General features: G+C 71.7%; 20 protein-coding genes. 12 read left to right on the top strand and 8 right to left on the bottom strand.

From position 1 onward, the window contains the following. Positions 1-48: 48 nt before the first annotated feature. The gene (gene asnB / locus Voc01_RS19430) at positions 49-1,911 is read right to left on the bottom strand and encodes an asparagine synthase (glutamine-hydrolyzing) (protein ID WP_203928889.1); all 1,863 of its coding nucleotides are present in this window, start codon (positions 1,909-1,911) and stop codon (positions 49-51) included. An 84-nt stretch (positions 1,912-1,995) separates the two neighbouring features. Between asnB and Voc01_RS19425 the strand changes: the two genes are divergently transcribed. The 11 genes from Voc01_RS19425 to Voc01_RS19375 all read left to right on the top strand — a co-directional run bounded on the left by Voc01_RS19425 (position 1,996) and on the right by Voc01_RS19375 (position 11,676). Continuing rightward, positions 1,996-2,757, top strand: a complete 762-nt coding sequence (locus tag Voc01_RS19425; RefSeq protein WP_203928888.1) for an ABC transporter ATP-binding protein — start codon at positions 1,996-1,998, stop codon at positions 2,755-2,757. Positions 2,758-2,814: 57 nt separating this feature from the next. Continuing rightward, the gene (locus tag Voc01_RS19420; protein WP_203928887.1) at positions 2,815-3,630 is read left to right on the top strand and encodes a class I SAM-dependent methyltransferase; all 816 of its coding nucleotides are present in this window, start codon (positions 2,815-2,817) and stop codon (positions 3,628-3,630) included. Between the two features lie 134 nt (positions 3,631-3,764). Further along, the gene (locus Voc01_RS19415) at positions 3,765-4,745 is read left to right on the top strand and encodes an ABC transporter ATP-binding protein (protein WP_203928886.1); all 981 of its coding nucleotides are present in this window, start codon (positions 3,765-3,767) and stop codon (positions 4,743-4,745) included. After that, positions 4,742-5,554 carry an ABC transporter permease gene (locus Voc01_RS19410; RefSeq protein ID WP_203928885.1) on the top strand — a complete coding sequence of 271 codons (813 nt, stop codon included), beginning with the start codon at positions 4,742-4,744 and terminating at the stop codon, positions 5,552-5,554. Before Voc01_RS19415 ends, Voc01_RS19410 begins: the two co-directional genes overlap by 4 nt. A 10-nt stretch (positions 5,555-5,564) precedes the next feature. After that, the gene (locus Voc01_RS19405; protein WP_203928884.1) at positions 5,565-6,350 is read left to right on the top strand and encodes an ABC transporter permease; all 786 of its coding nucleotides are present in this window, start codon (positions 5,565-5,567) and stop codon (positions 6,348-6,350) included. A gap of 54 nt (positions 6,351-6,404) precedes the next feature. Further along, on the top strand, positions 6,405-7,208 hold the full coding sequence (locus Voc01_RS19400) for a S1C family serine protease (RefSeq protein WP_203928883.1): 804 nt from the start codon (positions 6,405-6,407) through the stop codon (positions 7,206-7,208). 39 nt (positions 7,209-7,247) lie between these two features. Next, on the top strand, positions 7,248-8,249 hold the full coding sequence (locus tag Voc01_RS19395) for an AAA family ATPase (RefSeq protein ID WP_203928882.1): 1,002 nt from the start codon (positions 7,248-7,250) through the stop codon (positions 8,247-8,249). Continuing rightward, positions 8,249-9,196, top strand: a complete 948-nt coding sequence (locus tag Voc01_RS19390; protein ID WP_203928881.1) for a DUF58 domain-containing protein — start codon at positions 8,249-8,251, stop codon at positions 9,194-9,196. The genes Voc01_RS19395 and Voc01_RS19390 overlap by 1 nt, the downstream gene beginning before the upstream one ends. Then, positions 9,193-10,146 carry a VWA domain-containing protein gene (locus Voc01_RS19385; protein ID WP_203928880.1) on the top strand — a complete coding sequence of 318 codons (954 nt, stop codon included), beginning with the start codon at positions 9,193-9,195 and terminating at the stop codon, positions 10,144-10,146. The genes Voc01_RS19390 and Voc01_RS19385 overlap by 4 nt, the downstream gene beginning before the upstream one ends. Continuing rightward, entirely contained in the window at positions 10,146-11,222 is a 1,077-nt protein-coding gene (locus Voc01_RS19380; RefSeq protein ID WP_203928879.1) for a VWA domain-containing protein, read from the top strand. Before Voc01_RS19385 ends, Voc01_RS19380 begins: the two co-directional genes overlap by 1 nt. After that, on the top strand, positions 11,206-11,676 hold the full coding sequence (locus tag Voc01_RS19375) for an alpha/beta fold hydrolase (protein ID WP_203928878.1): 471 nt from the start codon (positions 11,206-11,208) through the stop codon (positions 11,674-11,676). Before Voc01_RS19380 ends, Voc01_RS19375 begins: the two co-directional genes overlap by 17 nt. On the opposite strand, the gene Voc01_RS19370 is transcribed toward Voc01_RS19375, so the two are convergent. The 6 genes from Voc01_RS19370 to Voc01_RS19345 all read right to left on the bottom strand — a co-directional run bounded on the left by Voc01_RS19370 (position 11,648) and on the right by Voc01_RS19345 (position 16,215). Beyond that, complete coding sequence (locus Voc01_RS19370; protein ID WP_203928877.1) at positions 11,648-12,853, bottom strand: RNA polymerase sigma factor; 1,206 nt, start codon at positions 12,851-12,853, stop codon at positions 11,648-11,650. The genes Voc01_RS19375 and Voc01_RS19370 overlap by 29 nt on opposite strands. Next, entirely contained in the window at positions 12,850-13,215 is a 366-nt protein-coding gene (locus tag Voc01_RS19365) for a YciI family protein (RefSeq protein ID WP_203928876.1), read from the bottom strand. The genes Voc01_RS19370 and Voc01_RS19365 overlap by 4 nt, the downstream gene beginning before the upstream one ends. Positions 13,216-13,228: 13 nt before the next feature. Next, positions 13,229-13,651, bottom strand: a complete 423-nt coding sequence (locus Voc01_RS19360; protein ID WP_203928875.1) for a hypothetical protein — start codon at positions 13,649-13,651, stop codon at positions 13,229-13,231. Between the two features lie 80 nt (positions 13,652-13,731). Beyond that, the gene (locus tag Voc01_RS19355) at positions 13,732-14,688 is read right to left on the bottom strand and encodes a DUF1152 domain-containing protein (RefSeq protein WP_203928874.1); all 957 of its coding nucleotides are present in this window, start codon (positions 14,686-14,688) and stop codon (positions 13,732-13,734) included. Between the two features lie 4 nt (positions 14,689-14,692). Continuing rightward, positions 14,693-15,682, bottom strand: coding sequence for a TrmH family RNA methyltransferase (locus Voc01_RS19350; RefSeq protein ID WP_203928873.1), 990 nt, complete (start codon positions 15,680-15,682; stop codon positions 14,693-14,695). Beyond that, positions 15,679-16,215 (bottom strand): M48 family metalloprotease, encoded by a 537-nt coding sequence (locus Voc01_RS19345; protein WP_203928872.1) that lies wholly within the window; start codon positions 16,213-16,215, stop codon positions 15,679-15,681. Before Voc01_RS19345 ends, Voc01_RS19350 begins: the two co-directional genes overlap by 4 nt. Before the next feature lie 121 nt (positions 16,216-16,336). On the opposite strand from Voc01_RS19345, the gene Voc01_RS19340 reads away from it, so the two are divergent. Continuing rightward, complete coding sequence (locus Voc01_RS19340) at positions 16,337-18,697, top strand: acylase (protein WP_203928871.1); 2,361 nt, start codon at positions 16,337-16,339, stop codon at positions 18,695-18,697. 22 nt (positions 18,698-18,719) lie between these two features. Here the strand turns inward: Voc01_RS19340 and Voc01_RS19335 are convergent, their stop codons facing one another. Further along, entirely contained in the window at positions 18,720-20,261 is a 1,542-nt protein-coding gene (locus Voc01_RS19335; RefSeq protein WP_203928870.1) for a hypothetical protein, read from the bottom strand. Positions 20,262-20,409 lie beyond the last annotated feature (148 nt).

Here is a 20,409-nt window from a genome sequence, read left to right as displayed (position 1 = left end):
GGCCTCGGGGCGCACCCCGTGCGAGGGGGCGCCCCGAGGCCGTTCCGGTCAGTTCAGTCGCAACTGCACCGGATAGCGACGCAGCCAGTCGTCGAGGCTGACCACCAGTTCGGCGGAGCGCCGCCCGGGGCCGAATCCGCTGCTCTCCAGCGGCACCTCGAAGAGGTCCGACAGCACCTTCACGTTGAGCATCCTGGCACCGGGCGACGTCGGGTCGGTGAGGATCCCACCCGCCCGGGCGCGCAGCATCTGCTCGTACCGGGTGTCCTGAGTGGACGGATAGGGGCTCTTCCGGCGCTGGAGCACCGAATCCGGCAGCAGATCCGCGACGGCCGCGCGCAGCAGGCCCTTCTCCCGTCCGTCGAAGGACTTCATCGACCACGGAACGTTGTACACGTACTCCAGCAGCCGGTGGTCGGCGAACGGCACCCTGACCTCCAGACCGTGCGCCATGCTCATCCGGTCCTTGCGGTCGAGGAGGAACGGCACCCACCAGGTCTGCGCGAGATAGCACAGCTCGCGCATCCGCCGCTCCCGCGGGTCTGCGCCGGGCAGGTGCTCGACCTCGCCCAACGCCTCACGGTAGCGGTCAGCCTGGTATCCGGGCAGGTCCAGCAGGGCGGCCAGATCGGGGTCGAGCAGATCGACGATCGGGTTCCCGCCACCGGCCGCGGGATTGCGGGGGGAGAGCCACGGGAACGTGTCGGCCGCGACCGCGTTCTCGTCGTGGAACCACCAGTACCCGCCGAACACCTCGTCGGCGACCTCACCGGACAGCGCCACCGTGGAGTGCTCGCTCACCGCCCGGAAGAGCAGATACAACGACTGGAACATGTCGCCCATCGGCGTGGGCAGGTCGTTGGCGAGCAGCACCGACGTGCGGTGGAGCGGATCCATCATCATGGCGGCGTCGAGGACGATGTCGCGGTGGTCGACCCGGTCGGCGCCGATGTGCGCCACCACGTCGTGCACGAACGGCGTGTCGGGCAGGTCCCGCACGGCGTCGGGCCGGAAGTTCTCGGTCTGCCCGAGGAAGTCGACGGCATAGGTGCGCACCCCCGCACCGGCCGCGTCCGCTCCGGCCGCGAAGGCGGTGATGGTCGACGAGTCCAGGCCGCCGGACAGCAACGTGCACAGCGGTACGTCGGCGACCATCTGCTCGGTGACGGTGTCCTCGAGCAGTTCCCGTACGGTGCGGACGGTGGTCTCCAGGTCGTCGGTGTGCTCCCGGGTCTGCAGCGACCAGTACCGGTGCTGCCGCACTCCGGCCCGGTCTACGATCACCAGGTGACCCGGTCGCACCTCGGATACGTCCCTGTACAGGGTCCGGCCCGGCGACCTGAAGTGTGTGAGCACCTCCCGGAGCCCGTCCGAGTCGACCTCGGCGGTGATGCCCGGATGGGCCAGGATCCCCTTCGCCTCGGAGGCGAACACCACCCCGTGCGCGGTCGGGCGGTAGTACAGCGGCTTGACGCCGACCCGGTCGCGGACCAGAACGAGCCGCTCGCGCGCGCAGTCCCACAAGCCGAAGGCGAAGATGCCGCGGAGCCGTTCGACGAACGCGTCGCCCCATTGCAGATAGGCGCGCAGGACCACCTCGGTGTCGCTGTCGGTACGGAAGGTGTGGCCGTACCCCCGCAGTTCGGTGCGCAGCTCACGGAAGTTGTAGACCTCGCCGCTGTAGGTGAGCACGGCGGCCACGGTGCCGTCGCGCTCCGCCTTCATGGGCTGGACGCCGCCGCGGATGTCGATGACGGCCAGCCGCCGGTGCCCGAGTGCGACGTGCTCATCGAGCCAGATGCCTTCGTCGTCGGGCCCACGGAGCGCCATCGTGGCGGTCATCGCCCGGATCGTCGCGTGGTCCGCGGCCAGATTCCGGTCGAAGTCCGCCCAACCTACAATTCCGCACATGGCAACCCCTTGCCTTCCTCACGGGACATCGGTGCCCGTCTCAGCGTAGAGTCCGGACAACCACACCGCGAAGTGGGAGGCACCATGATCACGATGCACGACGTGTCCCAGACCTTTCGATCCCGAAAGCATGTCGTCGAGGCGCTGCGTGACATCAACCTGGAAGTAGCACAGGGTCAGTTCGTCGCGATAATCGGCCGCTCCGGTTGTGGGAAATCCACACTGCTGCGGCTGATCGCGGGACTGCTCGCACCGACGTCCGGCCGGGTGCTGGTCGACGGCAGCCCCGTCACCACCCCACGCCGCGACGTCGCCATGATGTTTCAGCGTCCGGCGCTGCTGCCGTGGCGATCGGTGCTCGACAACGTGCTGCTGCCGGTGGAGGTCTTCGGCTGGAAGCGCCGCGACCACGAAGAGCGCGCCCGTCAGTTGCTCGACATGGTGGGTCTGTCCAAGTTCGTGCGCCGGCTGCCGCATGAGCTGTCCGGCGGTATGCAACAGCGCGTGTCGCTGTGCCGGGCGCTCATCCAGCAGCCCCGTGTCATGTTGATGGACGAACCGTTCTCCGCGCTGGACGCACTCAGCCGGGAAGAGCTGTCCCTCGAGCTTCAGCGTCTGCACAAGGAGTTCGCCTCGACGACCGTGTTCGTCACGCACTCGATCCAGGAGGCGGTACTGCTCGCCGACCGGGTGGTGGTGCTCAGCCCTCACCCCGGCCGGGTTCGACGCATCCTCGACATCGACATCCCGCAGCCCCGCTCGCTCGGGGTGAACTCGCATCTCGCCGAGGTCTCCCACGTCGTGGCCGAGATGCACGAGCTGCTGCTGAGCTCGCACCACCAGTGAGCCGGGAGTCCGGCCAGTTGCCAGTCGCTGTTTCCACCTGGGCATTAGGGAGCCTGAATGACCGATTCCACGCGCGCCGGTGTCGCTGAGTACTCGTTCGACAACGACGATCCGGAGGCCGTCGACCGGCACCGCTACCTCGCGACGATCCTCGACCCGTTCACCTTCGCTCGACTGTCCACTGTGGGCGATCTGGCCGGTCGGCGGTGCCTGGAGGTCGGAGCCGGCGGCGGAAGCGTGGCCCGCTGGCTGGCCGATCAGGTCGGCCCGACCGGGCACGTCCTGGCGACCGACCTGAACCTGCGGCACATTCCGGCCGGCAGCGGATACACCACCCTGCAACACAACCTGGTGACCGAGCCGGTCCCGGACGGGCCGTGGGACCTCATCCACGCCCGGCTGGTCCTGATCCACATTCCCGAGCGGGAGGAGATCCTCGCCCGGCTCGCCGCCGCGCTGGCCCCGGGCGGGGCGCTGGTCGTGGAGGAGTGGGCGGCCGAGTTCACCCAGGGGCTGCTGCTGAACACGCCATCGGCCGACGACGCGGAGCTGTTCGACGCGTACCAGGGCACGCTCCAGAGCGTCATGGCCAAACGGGGCAGCGACCCGACGTGGGCGGCCCGGATGCACTCGACGATGCTCCGGGTCGGGCTGTCCGACGTCGACACCGCGATCCAGGCCCGGTCGTGGCCGGGTGGTACTGCGGGCGCGATGCTCGCCGTGGCGAACGTCATGCAGCTGCGACAGGAGTTCATCGACGCCGGATTCGGCGCCGACGACATGGAGCGGCTGCGAGTGCTGGTGTCCGATCCGCGGCTGGTGCTCCGGGGTCATTTCATCTACTCCACGATCGGCCGCCGGCCTCGAGTCTGACCGTCGGGTGACAGCGGGCCCGTGCGACAGCGGGCCCGCGCATCAGGTGGCCGGGTAGTTGGAGAAACGGCTGGCGGCACGCCGGGTCGCGGACCAGACTGGGCGGCGGTCGTACGCCCGGGGGAGGTCCATCGGTGGAAGAGCCCGCCGTTCGTGTCGTCGACCTGCGACGGACCTTCACGGTGCCGGAGCGCGAGGCGGGCCTGCGGGCCGCGGTCGGCAGCCTGTTCCGCCGCCGGCACCGCGAGGTCCGCGCGGTCGACGGCATCTCGTTCGACATCGCGCCCGGTGAGATCGTCGGGTTCCTCGGTCCGAACGGCGCGGGCAAGACCACGACGTTGAAGATGCTCGCCGGGCTGCTGCACCCGACCGGTGGCGAGGCGCGCGTGCTCGGCGAGGTGCCGTCGCGGCGCCGTCCCGGTTACCTGCGCCGCATGTCGCTCGTGATGGGCAACCGCAACCAGCTGCACTGGGACCTGCCGGCCGCCGACTCGTTCGAGCTGAACCGGGCCATCTACCAGATCCCGTGGCCCGACTTCCGCCGCAACCGCGCCGAGCTGGTCGAGCTGCTCGAGCTCGGCGACCTGGTCACCAAGCCGGTGCGCAACCTGTCGCTCGGCGAGCGGATGAAGGTCGAGCTCGCCGCCGCGCTGCTGCACGGTCCGCGGGTGCTGTTCCTCGACGAGCCGACGCTCGGGCTCGACATCACGATGCAGCGGCGCATCCGCGCGTTCGTCGCCGACTACAACCGGCGCTACTCCGCGAGCGTGCTGCTCACCAGCCACTACATGGCCGACGTCGAGGCGCTGTGCAAACGGGTGATCGTCATCGACCGGGGCCGCATCCGGTTCGACGGCGACCTCGCCACGCTCGCCACCGATGTCGCCGCGTACAAGGAGCTGGGCGTCACCATCGAGGGCGACGCCGACCTGGGCGACCTCGGCGAGGTGATCGCCCGCGAAGGCGACCGGGTGACGCTGCGGGTGCCGAAGTCGCAGGCGCCGCTGGTCACCGCGCGGCTGCTGGCCGAACACACCGTGCTCGACCTCACCGTCGAGGACCCGCCCATCGACGACGTCATCGAGCTGCTCTTCAAGCGCGGCGACGACCGGTGAGCTATCCGCGGGCGCTGTTCGACCAGTACCGGGTGGTGGCCCGGATCGCGGTGGCGGTGCAGTCCCAGTACCGCATGCGCAACGTGATGACGCTGGTCGGCTTCCTCACCGAGCCGGTGGTCTACCTGGCGGTGTGGACCGCGGTGGCCAACGAGCGGGGCGGGTCGGTCGGCGGCTACACGCCGGGCACCCTGGCCGCCTACTTCATCGTCTGGACGCTGGTCCGGAACATGAACGTGGTCTTCACGCCGTACGGGTTCGAGTGGCGCATCCGCAGCGGCGAGATGTCGGGCGCGCTACTGCGGCCGACCCACCCGATCCACTACGACATGGCGTTCTTCGCCGGGTGGAAGCTCATCTGGCTCACGATGTGGCTTCCGATCGCGGCCGGGCTGGTGTTCGTGTTCCGGCCGACGCTGCACCCGGAGGCGATCGAGATCGCGGTGTTCGCGGTGGCGATCTGGGGCGCGTACGTGATCCGGCAGCTGTTCCAGTGGCTGATCGGGATGGTCACGTTCTACACGACCCGGGTGGCGGCGCTGTTCGAGATCTACATGGTGGCCGAGCTGATGCTGTCGGGCCGGCTGGTGCCGATGTCGCTGATGCCGTCGTGGGTACAGGACATCGCGGCCTGGCTGCCGTTCAAGTGGACGTTCAGCTTCCCGATCGAGGCGCTGGTCGGTGACCTCGGCACCCGGGCCCTGCTGCTGGGGCTCGCCACCCAGGTGCTGTGGATCGCGATCGGCTCGGGGCTGCTGGCCGTCGCCTGGCGGGCCGCGGTGAAGCGCTACTCGGCGGTCGGGAACTAGAGGGGACCTGATGCGCTCTCTCCGGCTGATGGCCCTGCACCTGCGGGTCGTCGCGATGTACGAGATGCAGTACCGGGTGAACTTCTTCCTGCAGCTGTTCCAGTCGCTGCTGGCCACCGCCACCGGCCTCATCGTGATCTCCCTGGTGTACGGGCAGGTCGACGAGCTGAACGGGTGGGCCCGGTCGGAGCTGCTGGTGGTGCTCGGCGTGTTCACCGTGCTCGGTGGCGTGATCCAGTCGGTGATCAAGCCGAACCTGATGCAGTTCATGGAGGAGATCGCCGACGGTAAGTTCGACTTCGTGCTGGCCAGGCCGGTCGACTCGCAGCTGCTGATGAGCATCCGTGCGGTCCGCTTCTGGCCGGTGGTCGACGTGGTGGTCGGTGCGGTGGTGATCGGCGTCGGGGTCGCCGGGCTGCCGGAGCCCCCCGGCGCGCTGGCGGTGCTCGGGTTCGTGGTCGGCCTGGTGCTGGCCGTGGTGATCCTCTACTCGTTCCTGCTGCTGCTCGCGACCACGGCGTTCTGGTTCGTGCGGGTCGACAGCTTCATCGAGTCGTTCGACGGCATCTACCAGGCCGGTCGCTGGCCGGTCGGCCTCTACCCCGGGTGGCTGCGGGTCGGGCTGACGCTGGTGGTGCCGGTCGGGTTCGCGGTCACCGTCCCCGCGCAGGGGCTCACCGGGCAGCTCGGATGGCCGACCCTGGCCGGTGCGGCGGTGCTCGCCGTGATACTCACAGTGATCAGCCGGGTGGTCTGGCGGATCGGGATCCGGCACTACGACGGCGCGTCATCCTGAGATAGTTGCGCAGACTATTACCGGGTTTTGAGGTAAGCGGCCTAGTCTCGGCTGATGGGGAGCCTTCCGGTCGCCTCCCTCGGCGACAGATCGGCTGCCGCCGTCCGGTTCCGGCGCGGCGGGGTCGTCGCGCTGTGCGTCCTGCTGGCGCTCGCGGTCACGGGGTTTGTGGCGTTCCGGTGGGGTGCGTCGAGCGGCGCCGACGACGCGCGCCCGCCGGCCCGGCCGTCGCCGTCGCCGAGCGCGTCCGGTCCGTTGACCGTCGCCGAGGTGCACCAGGTGGCGTTCCCCTCGGTGGTCGCGATCAGCGCCGTCGGTCCCGGTGGCGCGGGCATCGGGACGGGGCTGGTCGCCAACGTCGACGGCACCGTCCTCACCGCGTACCACGTGGTCGAGAACGCCACCACGATCGAGGTGGTCTTCGCCGACGGCACGAGGTCGCCGGCCACCCTCGCGGGCGCCGACCCGTCGATCGACATCGCGGTTCTCGCGCCGGCGACGCTGCCCGCCGTCGTCGTGCCGGCGACCCTCGGCGGCGGCGTGGTCGTCGGTGACGACGTCGTCGCCATCGGCCACCCGTTCGGGCTCGTCGACACCACCACGGCCGGTGTCGTGTCGGCCCTCGACCGCGCCGTGCCGGTCCCCGGCGGCCGCGAGCTCAAGGGCCTGATCCAGTTCGACGCCGCGGTGAACCCGGGCAACTCGGGCGGGCCGCTGCTCAACATGCGCGGGGAGGCGGTCGGCATCGTCGTCGCCCTGGCCAACCCGACCGGTGCCGGCACGTTCATCGGCATCGGGTTCGCCGTGCCGATCGGCGCCGCGCTGGGCGCCGGCGAGGGCGACATTCCCCAACGTTGACAGCACAGCGCTGACCCACCGACCACCGAGGACGTGCAGATGAACACACCGGACGGGCCGTCGCCGAACGGAACCAAGGGCAACCCTGTCGAGCAGGTGCGCTACGAGGTCAAGAAGGCGATCGTCGGGCAGGAGGAGCTGCTCGAACGGATGCTCGTCGCGCTGCTCGCCCGGGGGCACATCCTGGTCGAGGGCGTGCCGGGCCTGGCCAAGACGCTCGCGGTCAAGTCGCTGGCCGAGGCGATCGGCGGGCAGTTCCAGCGGATCCAGTTCACGCCCGACCTCGTGCCCGCCGACCTGGTCGGCACCCGGATCTTCCACCAGCCGACCGGCGAGTTCCAGGTCTCGCTCGGCCCGGTGTTCACCAACCTGCTGCTCGCCGACGAGATCAACCGGGCGCCGGCCAAGGTGCAGAGCGCGCTGCTGGAGGTCATGCAGGAGCAGCAGGTGACGATCGGCCGCGAGACCCACCAGGTCCCGAAGCCCTTCCTGGTGATGGCCACGCAGAACCCGATCGAGTCCGACGGCACCTATCCGCTGCCGGAGGCGCAGGTCGACCGGTTCATGATGAAGGTCGTCGTCGGGTACCCCAGCCCGACCGAGGAGTTCGTGATCGTCGAGCGGGCGATCGCGCCGACGGTGCCGATCCAGCGGATCATCGACCCCGAGCGGCTGATCGACCTCCAGCGCCAGACCGACCGCGTCTACGTCGACCCGTCGATCATCGAGTTCTCGGTGAAGCTCGCCAGTGCCACCCGGGAGCCGGCGAGCGTCGGGCTGGGCGACCTGGCGAAGTACGTCACCTACGGATGTTCGCCCCGTGCCTCGATCAACCTGGTGCTCGCCGCGCGGGCCCTCGCCCTGATCCGCGGCCGCGACTACGTGCTCGCCCACGACGTCACCGAGCTGGCGCTCGACATCATGCGGCACCGCCTCGTGCTCTCCTACGAGGCGCTCAGCGACGACGTCTCCGCCGACCACGTCCTCACCCGGGTCCTCGCCGCCGTACCCGCGCCCGACCTCGTGAGCCAGGGCCGGTAATGACCACCCCGCGCCCTTCTCCGGCAGCCATCGACCGGCTGCTCGGACGCCTGGAATGGCAGGTTGTCCGCCGCCTCGACGGGCGGCTGCAGGGCGCGTACCGCACGGTGTGGCACGGGTCGGGCATCGACTTCGCCGACCTGCGGCAGTACACGCCCGAAGACGACGTGCGGCACATCGACTGGAACGTCACCGCGCGGATGGACGAGCCGTACGTGCGCAAGTACACCGAGGACCGCGAGCTCAACGCGTGGCTGGTGCTCGACCGGTCGGCCTCGATGCGCTTCAGCGAGCAGGAGTTCGGCAAGGACTCGGTGCTCAACGAGCTGGCCGTGTGCCTGGCGCGGCTGCTGACCCGCACCGGCAACCGGGTCGGCGCGATCCTCTACGACAACGAGGCCCAGCAGGTGATCGCGCCCAAGGGCGGCAAGGTGCACCTGCAGCGGCTCGCCCACGACATCACCAGGCCGGTGCCGGCCCGGCCACCCGCCGTCGACCGCAAGTGGCGCTGGCGTAGGAAGTCGCCCGCTCCGGGGGTCACGACGGATCTCGCGGCAATGCTGAGGACGGCCGCGACCACCGCGCGGAGGCGGAGCCTGGTCTTCGTGATCTCCGATTTCATCGGAGACCACGGCTGGGAGCGCGCCCTGACGATGCTCGCGCACCGGCACGAGGTGGTGGTGGTCCGGGTGGTCGACCCGGTCGAGCTCGACCTGCCCGACCTCGGGCTCGTCGTGGTCGAGGACGCGGAGACCGGTGAGCAGGTGCTCGTCGACACGAGCGACCCGTTGCTGCGGGAGCGGCTCGGCACCCACGTCGACGCGCGTGAGACCGCGCTCGACGAGGCGATGCGGCGGGCCGGGGTCACCGCGCACCGCGTCACCACCGACCAGGACCTCGCCCTCGCGCTCATCGACATGGTGCGGCGATCGGGGGCCCGCCGGTGACGTTCTCCTACCCCTTCATGCTGGTGGTGGCCGTCGTCGTCAGCATCGCGGCCGTGGCCGGGTACGTCGCGCTGCACCGCCGACGCGCGGCGGCCCTCGCGTCGACCGGGCTTCTCACCGGCCGGACGACGCGGCACCTACCGTACGTGTTCTTCCTCCTCGCGCTGCCGGTGCTGCTGGTCGGCGCCGCGCGGCCGGAGGCCATCGTCAAGGTGCCGCGCGCGTCGGGCACCGTGATGCTGGTCGTCGACGCGTCCAACAGCATGACCGCCACCGACCTCGACCCGAGCCGGCTCGGCGCCGCGCAGCGGGCGGCGACCGAGTTCGTGAAGGCCCAGCCCGACTCGGTCGACATCGGCGTGGTGGTGTTCGGGCAGACCGCGCTGAACACCCAGGTGCCCACCGACGACCACGACGAGGCGATCGCGGCGATCAACCGGCTCAAGCCCGGCGGCGGCACGTCGCTGGGGCAGGCCATCCTGGCGGCGCTGTCGGCGATCGTCGGCGAGCCGGTGACCCTGCCCGCCGACGGCGATCCGCCGGCCAACCTCGGGTACTGGCGTTCGGCGACGATCGTGCTGCTCAGCGATGGGGAAAATACGGGTGGACCGGATGCGGAGCAGGCCGCGCTGGTCGCGTCCGACGCCGGGGTGCGGATCGAGACCGTCGGCATCGGCACCGAGCGCGGCACCACGATCGAGGTCGATGGGTACGAACTGGCGACCGCGCTGAACGCCGACGTGCTGACGATGATCGCCAAGGCCACCGGCGGCTCCTACCACGCCGCCGGCGACGCCGAGTCGCTGCGCACGGCGACCCGGTCGATCGACCTGCGGATCACCATGCAGGACAAGCTGGTCGAGCTCACCGCCGTGTTCACCATCGCCGCGATCGTGCTGCTCACGATCGGTGCGCTGCTGATGATCCGCTGGTACGGAAGGGTCGTCTGATGTCGCTGACCTGGCCGTGGGCCCTGACCGCCCTGCTGGCGGTGCCGCTGATCCTGCTCGTGCGGTGGTGGCTGAACCGGCGCCGCCGGCGGGTGACGGTGCGCCTGTCGAGCGTCGCGCTGATCCGGGCCGCGCTGCCCGGGCGCACGCTGTGGCGGCGGAAGATCCCGATCATCCTGTTCATCGCCGGCCTGCTGGTCCTGGGCACCGGGGTCGCGCGGCCGCAGGTGTCGGCGGCGGTGCCGTCGTCGGCGACGTCGATCCTGCTGACGATGGACGTGTCGCACTCGATGTGCTCCACCGACGTCGACCCGAACCGGCTCACCGTGGCGAGCGACGCCGCCCGGACCTTCATCCGCTCACAGGACGACGGCACGAAGATCGGGCTGGTGGCGTTCTCCGGCATCGCGGGTCTCCTCGTGAAGCCGACCAAGGACCGCGACGCCCTGCTCGCCGCGATCGACGGGCTGAAGACCGCCCGCGGCACCGCGATCGGCCTGGGCATCCTCACCGCGCTCGACGCGATCGCCGAGAGCAACCCCGACGTGCCGCCCACGGGCGTCGAGATGCCGGCCGGCGCCGCGGGCGGCGACTTCGAGGCCGACACGATCGTCGTGCTCACCGACGGCGCCAACACCCAGGGTGTCGACCCGGTGACCGCCGCCGAGCAGGCCGCGGCCCGGAGGATCCGCGTGTACACGATCGGCTTCGGCACCACGAACCCGGCGCAGATGGTGTGCAGCCCCGACCAGCTCGCCGCCGGCGGCGACGCCTTCCGGGGCGACGGTCGCGGCTTCGGTGGTGGCAACTGGGGCGGCGGCGGTGGCGGACGCCGCTACCAGCAGCTCGACGAGGAGTCGCTCACCAAGGTCGCCGACGTGACCGGTGGCACGTACTACCGCGCCGAGAGCGCCGAGAAACTCGTCGACGTGCTCACCAACCTCCCCAGCAAGATCACGCTCCAGAAGCAGGACGTGGAGGTCACGGTCTGGTTCACCCTCGGCGGGGCACTGCTGGTGTTCCTCGCGCTGGCCCTGTCGATGTGGTGGAGCCGGCCCCGTGCGCCTGCTGCGTGAGGGAACGGCCGACCGGGCGGTGGTGGTGTTCGGGGTCGACGCTGACCCCGGGCCGGAGCTCACCTGGGCGCGCGGCGTCACCCTCTACGCCGGCTCGGACGACGACCTCGACCACCCCGGGCCGCTCGGCGTCGCCGGGCAGGGTGCCGCGGGGCTGGCGGCGCTGGGCTTCGCCGCCGCTTTCCCGGACCGCGTCGACCGGCTGGTCGTGGTCGGCGCGCCGATCCCGGTCTCCGGGGAGCTTCCGGCGGTGACCGCGAAGACGCTGCTCCTGTACGGCGCCAGGGACCCGGCGACCGGGTCGGGGCACGGCCGGTGGTGGCAGCAGCGGCTGCCCGACGCCCGGCTGGAGATGAACCCGCGGGGCGGGGCCGACCTGCTGGTGCCGATGTGGAAGCGGATCCTGTCGCATCTGGCACCGGGCGTCAGGCGAGCGTCGCCGCCTTCGCGGTGAGGTAGCGCTGCTCGGGAACGCTCGTGGTGCGCCGGGCCGCGGCGCGGTAGTGCTCCCGTGCCAGCGCCCGCTCGCCGGCCAGCTCGAACAGGTGGCCGCGCACGGCGTCGAGTCTGTGGTCGTGGGCCAGCCGCGGGTCGGCGTTCACCGCCCTGAGGAGCGCGAGACCGGTCCGCGGACCGTGCACCATCGCCGCGGCGACGGCGCGGTTCAGCGTCACCACGGGGTTGTCGCCCATCCGTTCCAGCAGTGTGTACAGGGCCAGGATCTGCGGCCAGTCGGTGTCGTCGACGGTCGCGGCCTCCGCGTGAACGGCGGCGATCGCCGCCTGGAGCTGATACGGGCCGACCCGTCCGCGTGACATGGCGCGGGTGACGAGCGCGGTGCCCTCGTCGGTCGCGGTGCGGTTCCAGCGGGTGCGGTCCTGCTCGGCCATCGGCACCAGGGCCCCGTCGGCGTCGATGCGGGCCGGCCGGCGGGCGTCGGTGAGCAGCATCAACGCGAGGAGGCCCTCGAGCTCCGGGTTGTCGGGCTCCAGCCGCCGCGCGAGCCGGGCCAGCCGGATCGCCTCGGCCGACAGCTCCACCCGGTGCAGGCTCGGCCCGGAGCTGCTGGTGTACCCCTCGTTGAAGATCAGGTAGAGGGTCTGCGTCACGGCGTCGCGGCGGCGGTCGCGGTCGTCGGTGGCGGGCAGCGTGAAGGGGACCCCGGACGCGCGGATCCGCTGCTTGGCGCGGCTGATCCGCTGCGCCATCGTCGCCTCCGGGACGAGGAACGCCCGCGCGATCTCGGCGGTGGTGAGGCCACCGACCGCCCGCAGGGTCAACGAAACCTGGGCCGTGGGGGTCAGCGCGGGGTGGCAGCACATGTACAGCAGCACGAGCGAGTCGTCCTCGGCCGCCACCGGCCCGACCGGTACCTGCCCGGCCACCACGACCTCACGGTTGCGCCTGGCCCGCTCGCTGCGCAGCGAGTCGATCATCTTGCGGGACGCGATCCGGACCAGCCACGGGCGCGGCTCCTGCGGCACGCCGTCGACCGGCCACTGCACCGCGGCGGCGAGCGACGCCTCCTGCACCGCGTCCTCGGCGACGTCGAAGTGGCCGTAGCGCCGGACGAGCGCGCCGAGGACCTGCGGCGCGAGCTCACGCAGCAGGTCCTCGACCGTGGTCGTCACGCGCCCGGCGGCGCTTCCGGGAGCGGTCGGACCTCGATGGTGTCCCCGATCGCCGCGCACACCCGGGCGGCGATCTCCATCGCCCGGTCGTGGCTGGCTACGTCGACGATCGAGTAGCTGGCCAGAACCTCCTTGGCCTCCGCGTACGGGCCGTCGACGGCCACCGGCACCCCGTCCTGGCGGCGCACCGTACGGGTGAACGCCGGCTCACCGAGTCCCTCGGTGCCGACCAGCTCGCCGGTCGCGGCGAGCTCCTTGCCGAGGTCCTCGTAGAAGCGGCACATCGCCAGGAACTCGGGGCTGGAGTAGTCGACCGACTCCCAGCCTTCCCTGCTGGTGTAGGCGAGCAGGATGTACTTCATCGTCGTCTCCTGTTTAGCTGGCGCGGGTCATGGTCGATTCGTAGCCGCCACCGCCGGGATACACCCAGGCACCGGTGACGCTGTCGCCGTCGAACGTTCCCCGGTAGTAGGCGGGTGAGCCGCGCTCGCCGCCCCAGATCGTGAGCGTGTCGCCCTCGATCTCGTAGACGTAGTCGAGCGTGCTGCCGTCGCCGCCGTAGTAGCGGGAGTGGATGTCGGCGCTCGGTCCCTCCCCGAACGGCCGGCTGTGCCCGATGATCTCGATGCCCTTGATGAGGTGGCCGTCGTGTTCCAGGTCGACGCGCTGCAGCAGGAAGTAGTCGTTGAGCCACTCGTAGGTGACCGTGCCGGCGGCCCTGCCGCTGACCTTCCAGGTCCCGACGAGCCGGTCGAGCCGCCGAAGCCCCTCGGTGGGCGGATACGTCTGGTCTGTCATGGGATGTTCTCCTCCGTGGTTGACCCTCGCCGCTACCTCGGAGCCGCGCCTCGTTTCTCGACACGGTGACAGGATTCTTCTCAGTGCGGGTAGGCCCGCGGGATTCTCGGGTCCACTTCGTTGCGGAAGTGGGCGATGCGTGTGGAGACCTGGAGCATGCCGATGGTCTCCTCGATCCGGTCGAGGTACAGGCAACGGGCGGCCAGCGCGTCGAGCCGCACCGTGAAGTAGATCGCCATCAGCGGGTTGACGAACAGCGTGCTTCCCGAGGTGCGGCTGGTGAACTGCACGTCGCCGAAGGCGCCGCGGCTGGCGGCGGCGATCTGGCCGTTGACGATGCTGGGCCGCATCCGGGTGGCTGCCGCCGCGTCGGCGACGGCGTGGCGGTACATCGCGGCCTCACGGCTGGTCGGCGGGATCGACAGCGCGCCGAGGTAGTCGCCGTCGCGGGCCAGCGCGGCGAGGTTCTCCAGCACCTGCACGTGGTTGACCCCGTGGTAGGCGTCGATCCCGAAGCCGAGACAGGTCACCAGCTTCACCGGCAGGTCGACCCCGGCCGCGGCGGCCAGGCTCGTGATGTCCTCCACCGGGGTGCCGAGGCCCGCTTCGTCGCCGCGCATCAGGATGTCGGTGCCACCGTCGACGAGCACCAGCGCGTCGAGGTCGAACCGCGAGACCAGGTACCGGTAGGCGGCGCGCAGCGGCTGGACGCCGACCTTCGGGAACGCGTACACAGTGGACGGTAGGCCGCACTGGTCGAGCCACCGGGCGAGCGTGCGCTCCGGGAAGTAGCCGTCGGGCCCGTCGGTGCCGGGGGTCACCTCGGCGACGTGCTCGGCCGCCCACGCGTCCAATGGCAGCAGTTCCAGCGGCGTGAACGACAGGTTCGCGAGGTGGACCTCGACTCCCCTGTCCCAGAGGGAGATCGCGAGCGGCAGCGCGGCGTACACGTCGAACCCGCCGCCGGCGCCGGCGAGCAGCACGCGGCGCGCGTCGGCGAGCGCGGCGAACAGTGGGGGAGTGGCGAGCGTTTCCACCGTTCTAGTAGGCCAGCAGTTCGTGGGGATGAACCAGGTCCGAATCCGGCGGGACGAGCGTGAGCGTGCTCTCGTACGCGAAGCGCCGCGGCCGCGTGGTGGGCCGGATGCCCAGCTGCCGGGCGGCCTCCGCGAGGACGATGCTGGCGACGAGCCGGTACCGGTCGTCGCTTCCCGGAACATCGACGCGGGCGTATTCGACGCCGACCCCCTCGGGCACCGTGCCGTCGGGGATGACCAGCGCGGTGCGGGGGCCGCCGGTGAGGTCGACACGGTGCAGCGGCGGACCGGGTACGTGCGCGCCCGCGACGACGACGCGTTCGTATCCACTGTGGACATCCCCGGACGCCGGGACGACCCGCAGCGGGTTGCGGTGGCTGCGCGCCGCGGCCCGTCCCTCGGCCCGCATCGTGCGCGGCGTACCGAACCACACCTTGTCACGGTCGTCGAGCCCGACGGTCTGCCACCCGAACGCGGCCGCCGACCGCAGCGCGCTGCCGGCCTCGACGTGGTCGCGCGGACCGACCAGCAGCACCGCCGGCCGGTGCGCCTCCGACCGCGACGACCGCGGCGTGCGCCGCCCGGTCGCGCCCAGCAGGTAGTACAGCGCGACCGCCGCCGCGGACGCGACGTTGAGTGTGTCGACCCCGCGACCGGGGGACGGAATCTGAACGCTGAGGGCCGCCGCGGACAACAGGTCGGCGCGGATGCCACGCCGCTCGTTACCGACCACAATGGACGGACGTCCGGCGGGCGGCCGTGCGGTGAACACCGACCCCGCGCCCGGCGTGTTCTCGACCGCGACGACGGGCGCGGGAACCTCGCCCCGGCCGACCGTGGGCAACGGCCGGCCGCCCCGCTCGACCGACCATCTGTCCGCGAGCCCACGGGTGTCGCGGAACAGGCACGGCACCTCGAACATCGCGGCCGTGTCGAGCAGGGCGCGCGCGTTGGCGGGGTTCTCGACGCCGTCGCCGACGAGGCGGGCCCTCACCGCGCGGCCCACCGCTGCCGGCAGCGCACGGCGTGGGCGTCGGCGCGGCGTTCGTGGTCGGCGGTGCGCATCCGGCGGTCGGTGTGGTCGAGGAGGTGATGGCCGATCTCGTGCATGAGCCCGTCGAAGAGGACGAAGTCGCGCAGCGCCGGGCCGTCCCAGTCGACCCGGGTCGTGGACCACGTGGCGGTGACCCGCGCACCGGCGCGCCGCAGCCGCTCGGCGGCCCCGTCGGACAGCCGCCCGGCGACGAACCACGGCGGGTCGGGTTGTTCGAGCAGGACGACGACCCCGGGCGGCACGTACCCGCCGAGCGCGATCCCGGTGGTGGCCGCCTGCTGGCGCAGTTCGACCCGGCGCAGCCCGTAGCGCGCCGTCGGACCGAAGAACTCCAGCAGCCGCGCGACGTCGGCCGCGCTGGCCGGATGGTGGAACCCGGGGCGCGGCCGGCACACCCGGATCTCGACGCGGTGGCCGGCGCTCCGGCGCGCGGCTCGCAGCGGGTACGGATCGGTACGCAGAGTGCGACTCATCGGGAGCTTCGTACCAGGGAGGACCCGGACTTCTCCACCGGTTTCGACGGCCGTCATCGACACATGGACCTGTCTCGTGGTAACTCACTAGGCGAACCGTCACGGGGGCGAGGAGGTTTGGATGGCCGGATTGTGCGTGCGGATCGTGGCTACCGGCGCGGCGGCGCTGGTGCTGGCCGGGCCGGCCCCGGCGGTCGCGTCCGACCGGGGACCGCAGCTGCGGGCCACGATCGAGCGCGCCTCGTACGGTGTTCCCCACATCACCGCGAGCAGCTTCGCGAGCCTCGGCTTCGGGGTCGGCCACGTCCAGGCCGAGGACAACATCTGCGTCATCGCCGACCGCGTCCTCACCGTCGACGCGCAGCGGTCGCGGTACCTGGGCGGCACCGGTCCGGCCGACGCGAACGTGCGCAGCGACCTCTTCTACGGCAAGGCGAAGGACGACCGTGTCGCCGAGCGCTGGCTCGACGGCCGGCCCGACGGTGTCGACGCGCCCTCCCGGCAGGCCCGCGACCTCGTGCGCGGGTTCGTGGCCGGGTACAACGGTCATCTGCGGCGGGTCGGGGTGAACGGGATCAGCGATCCGGCGTGCCGGGGCAAGCCGTGGGTGCGTCCCCTCACCGAGCTCGACATGTGGCGGGCGAACTGGGCGAGCATCGTGCGCGCCAGCTCCGCCGCGCTGCTCGACGGGATCGTCGCGGCGGAGCCCCCGGCGGCCGGTGCCCAGTCGGCCGGTGCCCAGCCGGCGCCGGTGCCGGACCCGGCCGCCGTGCTCGCCGCCACCGACCCCGCTGTGGCGACCGCGGGCAGCAACGCCTACGGGCTCGGCCGCGGCGCGACGGTCGGCGGCGGCGGCATGGTGCTGGCGAACCCGCACTTCCCGTGGGACGGCGCGGAGCGCTTCTACCGCATGCACCTGCGCATCCCGGGCGTCTACGACGTCGAGGGCGCCGCGCTGATCGGCGACCCGGTCGTCGAGATCGGGCACAACGCCACAGTCGGCTGGAGCCACACCGTCTCCACCGCGCGGCGGTTCGTGTGGCACCGCCTGACGCTCGTGCCGGGCGATCCGACGTCCTACCTCGTCGACGGCCGCCCGGAGCGGATGAGGACGCGCACCGTGACGGTGCGGACGGCGGCCGGTACCCCGGTCAGCCGGACGTTCCACGACACCCGGTACGGCCCCGTGGTCGTCGTGCCCGGGGCGTTCCCGTGGACCGCCACCACCGCGTACGCGATCACCGACAGCAACACCACCAACAACCGCTCGCTCGACGGGTGGCTGCGGATGGGGCAGGCGCGGTCCGTCCGCGACCTCCGGGAGGTGCTCGACCGGCACCAGTTCCTGCCGTGGGTCAACGTGATCGCCGCGGACTCGACGGGCACGGCGCTCTACGGTGACCACTCGGTGGTGCCGCGGGTCACCGACGAGCTCGCCGCGGCCTGCATCGACGCGCCGTACCGCGACCTGTACGCCACCAGCGGGCAGGCCGTGCTGGACGGCTCGCGTACCGCGTGTGCCCTGGGCGCCGACCGGGACGCGGCGGCTCCCGGCATCCTCGGCCCGGGGCGGCTGCCGGTGCTCGTCCGCGCCGACTACGTCACCAACTCCAACGACAGCTACTGGCTGGCCAACCCGGCGCAGCCGCTGACCGGCTACCCGCGCGTCATCGGCAACGAGGGCACGCCGCGCAGCCTGCGCACGCGTGTCGGCCTGGAGCAGGTGCAGAAGCGCATCGCCGGCACCGACGGCCGGCCGGGCCGCGGGTTCACCCCGCAGTCGCTGTGGGAGGTCACCCTCGACAACCGCGTCTACGGCGCCGAGCTGGTCCGCGACGACCTCGTCCGGCTCTGCACCGACAACCCGGCCGCGACGGCCTCCGACGGCGCGAGCGTCGACCTGACGGCCGCGTGCGCCGTGCTGCGGCAGTGGGACCTGCGCGCCGACCTGAACAGCCGGGGCGTGCCGGTGTTCCGCGAGTTCACCCTCGCGGGCGGGCTGCGGTTCGGCGATCCCTTCCAGGTCAGCGACCCGGTGTACACGCCGCGCCGGCTCGCCGTCGACGACCCGCGGGTGCGCACCGCGCTCGCCGGCGCGGTGCAGCGCCTCGCCGGCGTGCCGCTCGACGCGCCGCTGGGCGCCGTGCAGACCGAACCCCGGGGAACGGAACGCATCCCGATCCACGGCGACCTCGGGCAGACCGGAACGTTCAACGTGATCACCGCGCCGCTCGTGAGGGGTGTCGGCTACCCGAAGGTGGTGCACGGCACGTCGTACGTGATGGCGGTGTCGTTCGGCCGCGGCGGCCCGTCGGGCCGGCAGATCCTCACGTACTCGCAGTCGTCGAACCCGAACTCGCCCTACTACGCCGACCAGACGCGGCTGTTCTCGGGCAAGGGCTGGGACACGGTCAAGTACACGCGGGCGCAGCTCGCCGCCGACCCGAACGTGCGCACGTACCACGTGTCCCAGCGGGGATAGCCGGGCCGGCGCGGTAGGTCCGTCAGCGCAGGTCGACCGCGTCGACGGCCGCCCGGGCGACCTCGATCGCCGCCGCTTCGTTGGCGGCGTACGCGGGCGTCCCCCGGTCGGATCCCGCTTCGCCCGGGGTGAACAGGACCTCGACCACGACGTTGCCCCGCCGCGCGACGACCCGGACGATCGACGCGCCGTACGTGCCCGCGAAGGCCTCCTCGCCGAGACCCGGAACAGGCTCGACCCCGGGTCCGAGCCGGCGCGCCCGGTCGAAGTCGTCCCTGCCCTCGGCGATCAGGTCGCCGTAGCTCGCCCGGTCGATCCCGACCTCGAGCTGCGGTACGCCGCTGCCCAGCCGGCACAGCCGGGACGGTGAGCCGGCGTCGTCGGACGCGGCCCGCGGCGCACCGTCGGGCACCAGCCGTCGGGCCTCCACAGTGGACAGTGCCGCGCAGGGGTCGGGTGTGACGGTGGCGACCTCGACGCCCGGCCACCACGGCCGGTCGCGCCACGGCCGGTCGACGGTCACCAGTTGGAGCACGGCCAGGGCCACGGGCAGGAGGGCGATGAGGATCAGGGCGCCCAGCTGGCCCTGCCGCCGCCGGGCGACCCCGACCCGGCCCGCACAGGCGGCCTCCACCTCGGCGAGCCGGGCGGTGTAGCGCGGGTCCCGCGGCGGCTGGTCGACCAGGCCGCGCGCGAGCAGCGTCTCGCCCTGGTGCCGCACGATCTGCACCCACCCCACCGGACCGGCCGCGACGAACCGGACGAGGGCGATGTCGGACCACGGCAGGTGCCGGTCGCCCACGGTGAACCCGGATCCGTCGAGAACGGTGCGGCCGGGCAGGCGCAGCACCATGAGGAGGGCGAACAGGAGGGGACAGGCCGCGAACCCGACCAGCGAGAACAGCATGCTGGTCCAGCCCAGCCAGCCGAGGGCGACGGCGGTCGACAGCAGCGCCGCGGGTAGCACCAGGGCGCGCGGTGCGGCCCGGTACTCCCGGCGCGGCACCGGAGCGGGTTCGGTCTCCGGCCGGCCGTCGGGCACGGGGCACCCGTCGAGAACCGGAACCGTCTCGCGGGAGAACCACTCGACCGCGGCGAGCGCGGGTTCCTCGTCGCCGTGGAGGTAGACCGGTACCGGCGTGCCGTGCGCGTCGAGCAGGGTCTCCAGGGTCGTGCGCCGAAGCCGTCCGCCGGTGATGTACCGGGCCGGGTCGCGGAGCCCGACGTGCAGATAGCGAAGCTGGCCGATGGGCGCCACCCACACCCCGGACACGTCGGTCCACGGGATGCGGGTGCGTCGCCGGTCCCACGGGCGGATCCTCGTCAGGATTCCGTCGGCGTCGATCCGCGACGCGCGGTTGCCGAAGACGTTCGGCAGCACCGTCCACAGTGGGAAGACGAGAACGAGGAGCGGGAATGCCAGGAAGGCCATCACCGCGCCGCCGTTGAAGATGAGCCAGGCGGTCCCCGCGACCCCGACGAGGGTCACCGCGATCATGACCCACCCGATGATCCGGAACCGGGCCGGAACGCCCAGCACCACCACGTCTGTCGACGTCTCCATCGGTCACCCCCGTGTACCCCGGAGGAACGATACAGCCCGCCGGCAACCGGAAGAAGTCAGGAAACCGGGCGGTAGCACGGGTTCTCGCCGTACTCGAGGAACGGGTGGTACGCGTTCGGCCACCTATCTCGACGATGCGGGTCGACAG

It is taken from the genome of Virgisporangium ochraceum, from assembly GCF_016863655.1.
Taxonomy (GTDB): domain Bacteria; phylum Actinomycetota; class Actinomycetes; order Mycobacteriales; family Micromonosporaceae; genus Virgisporangium; species Virgisporangium ochraceum.
This window is presented reverse-complemented; position numbering and strand designations above follow the sequence as displayed.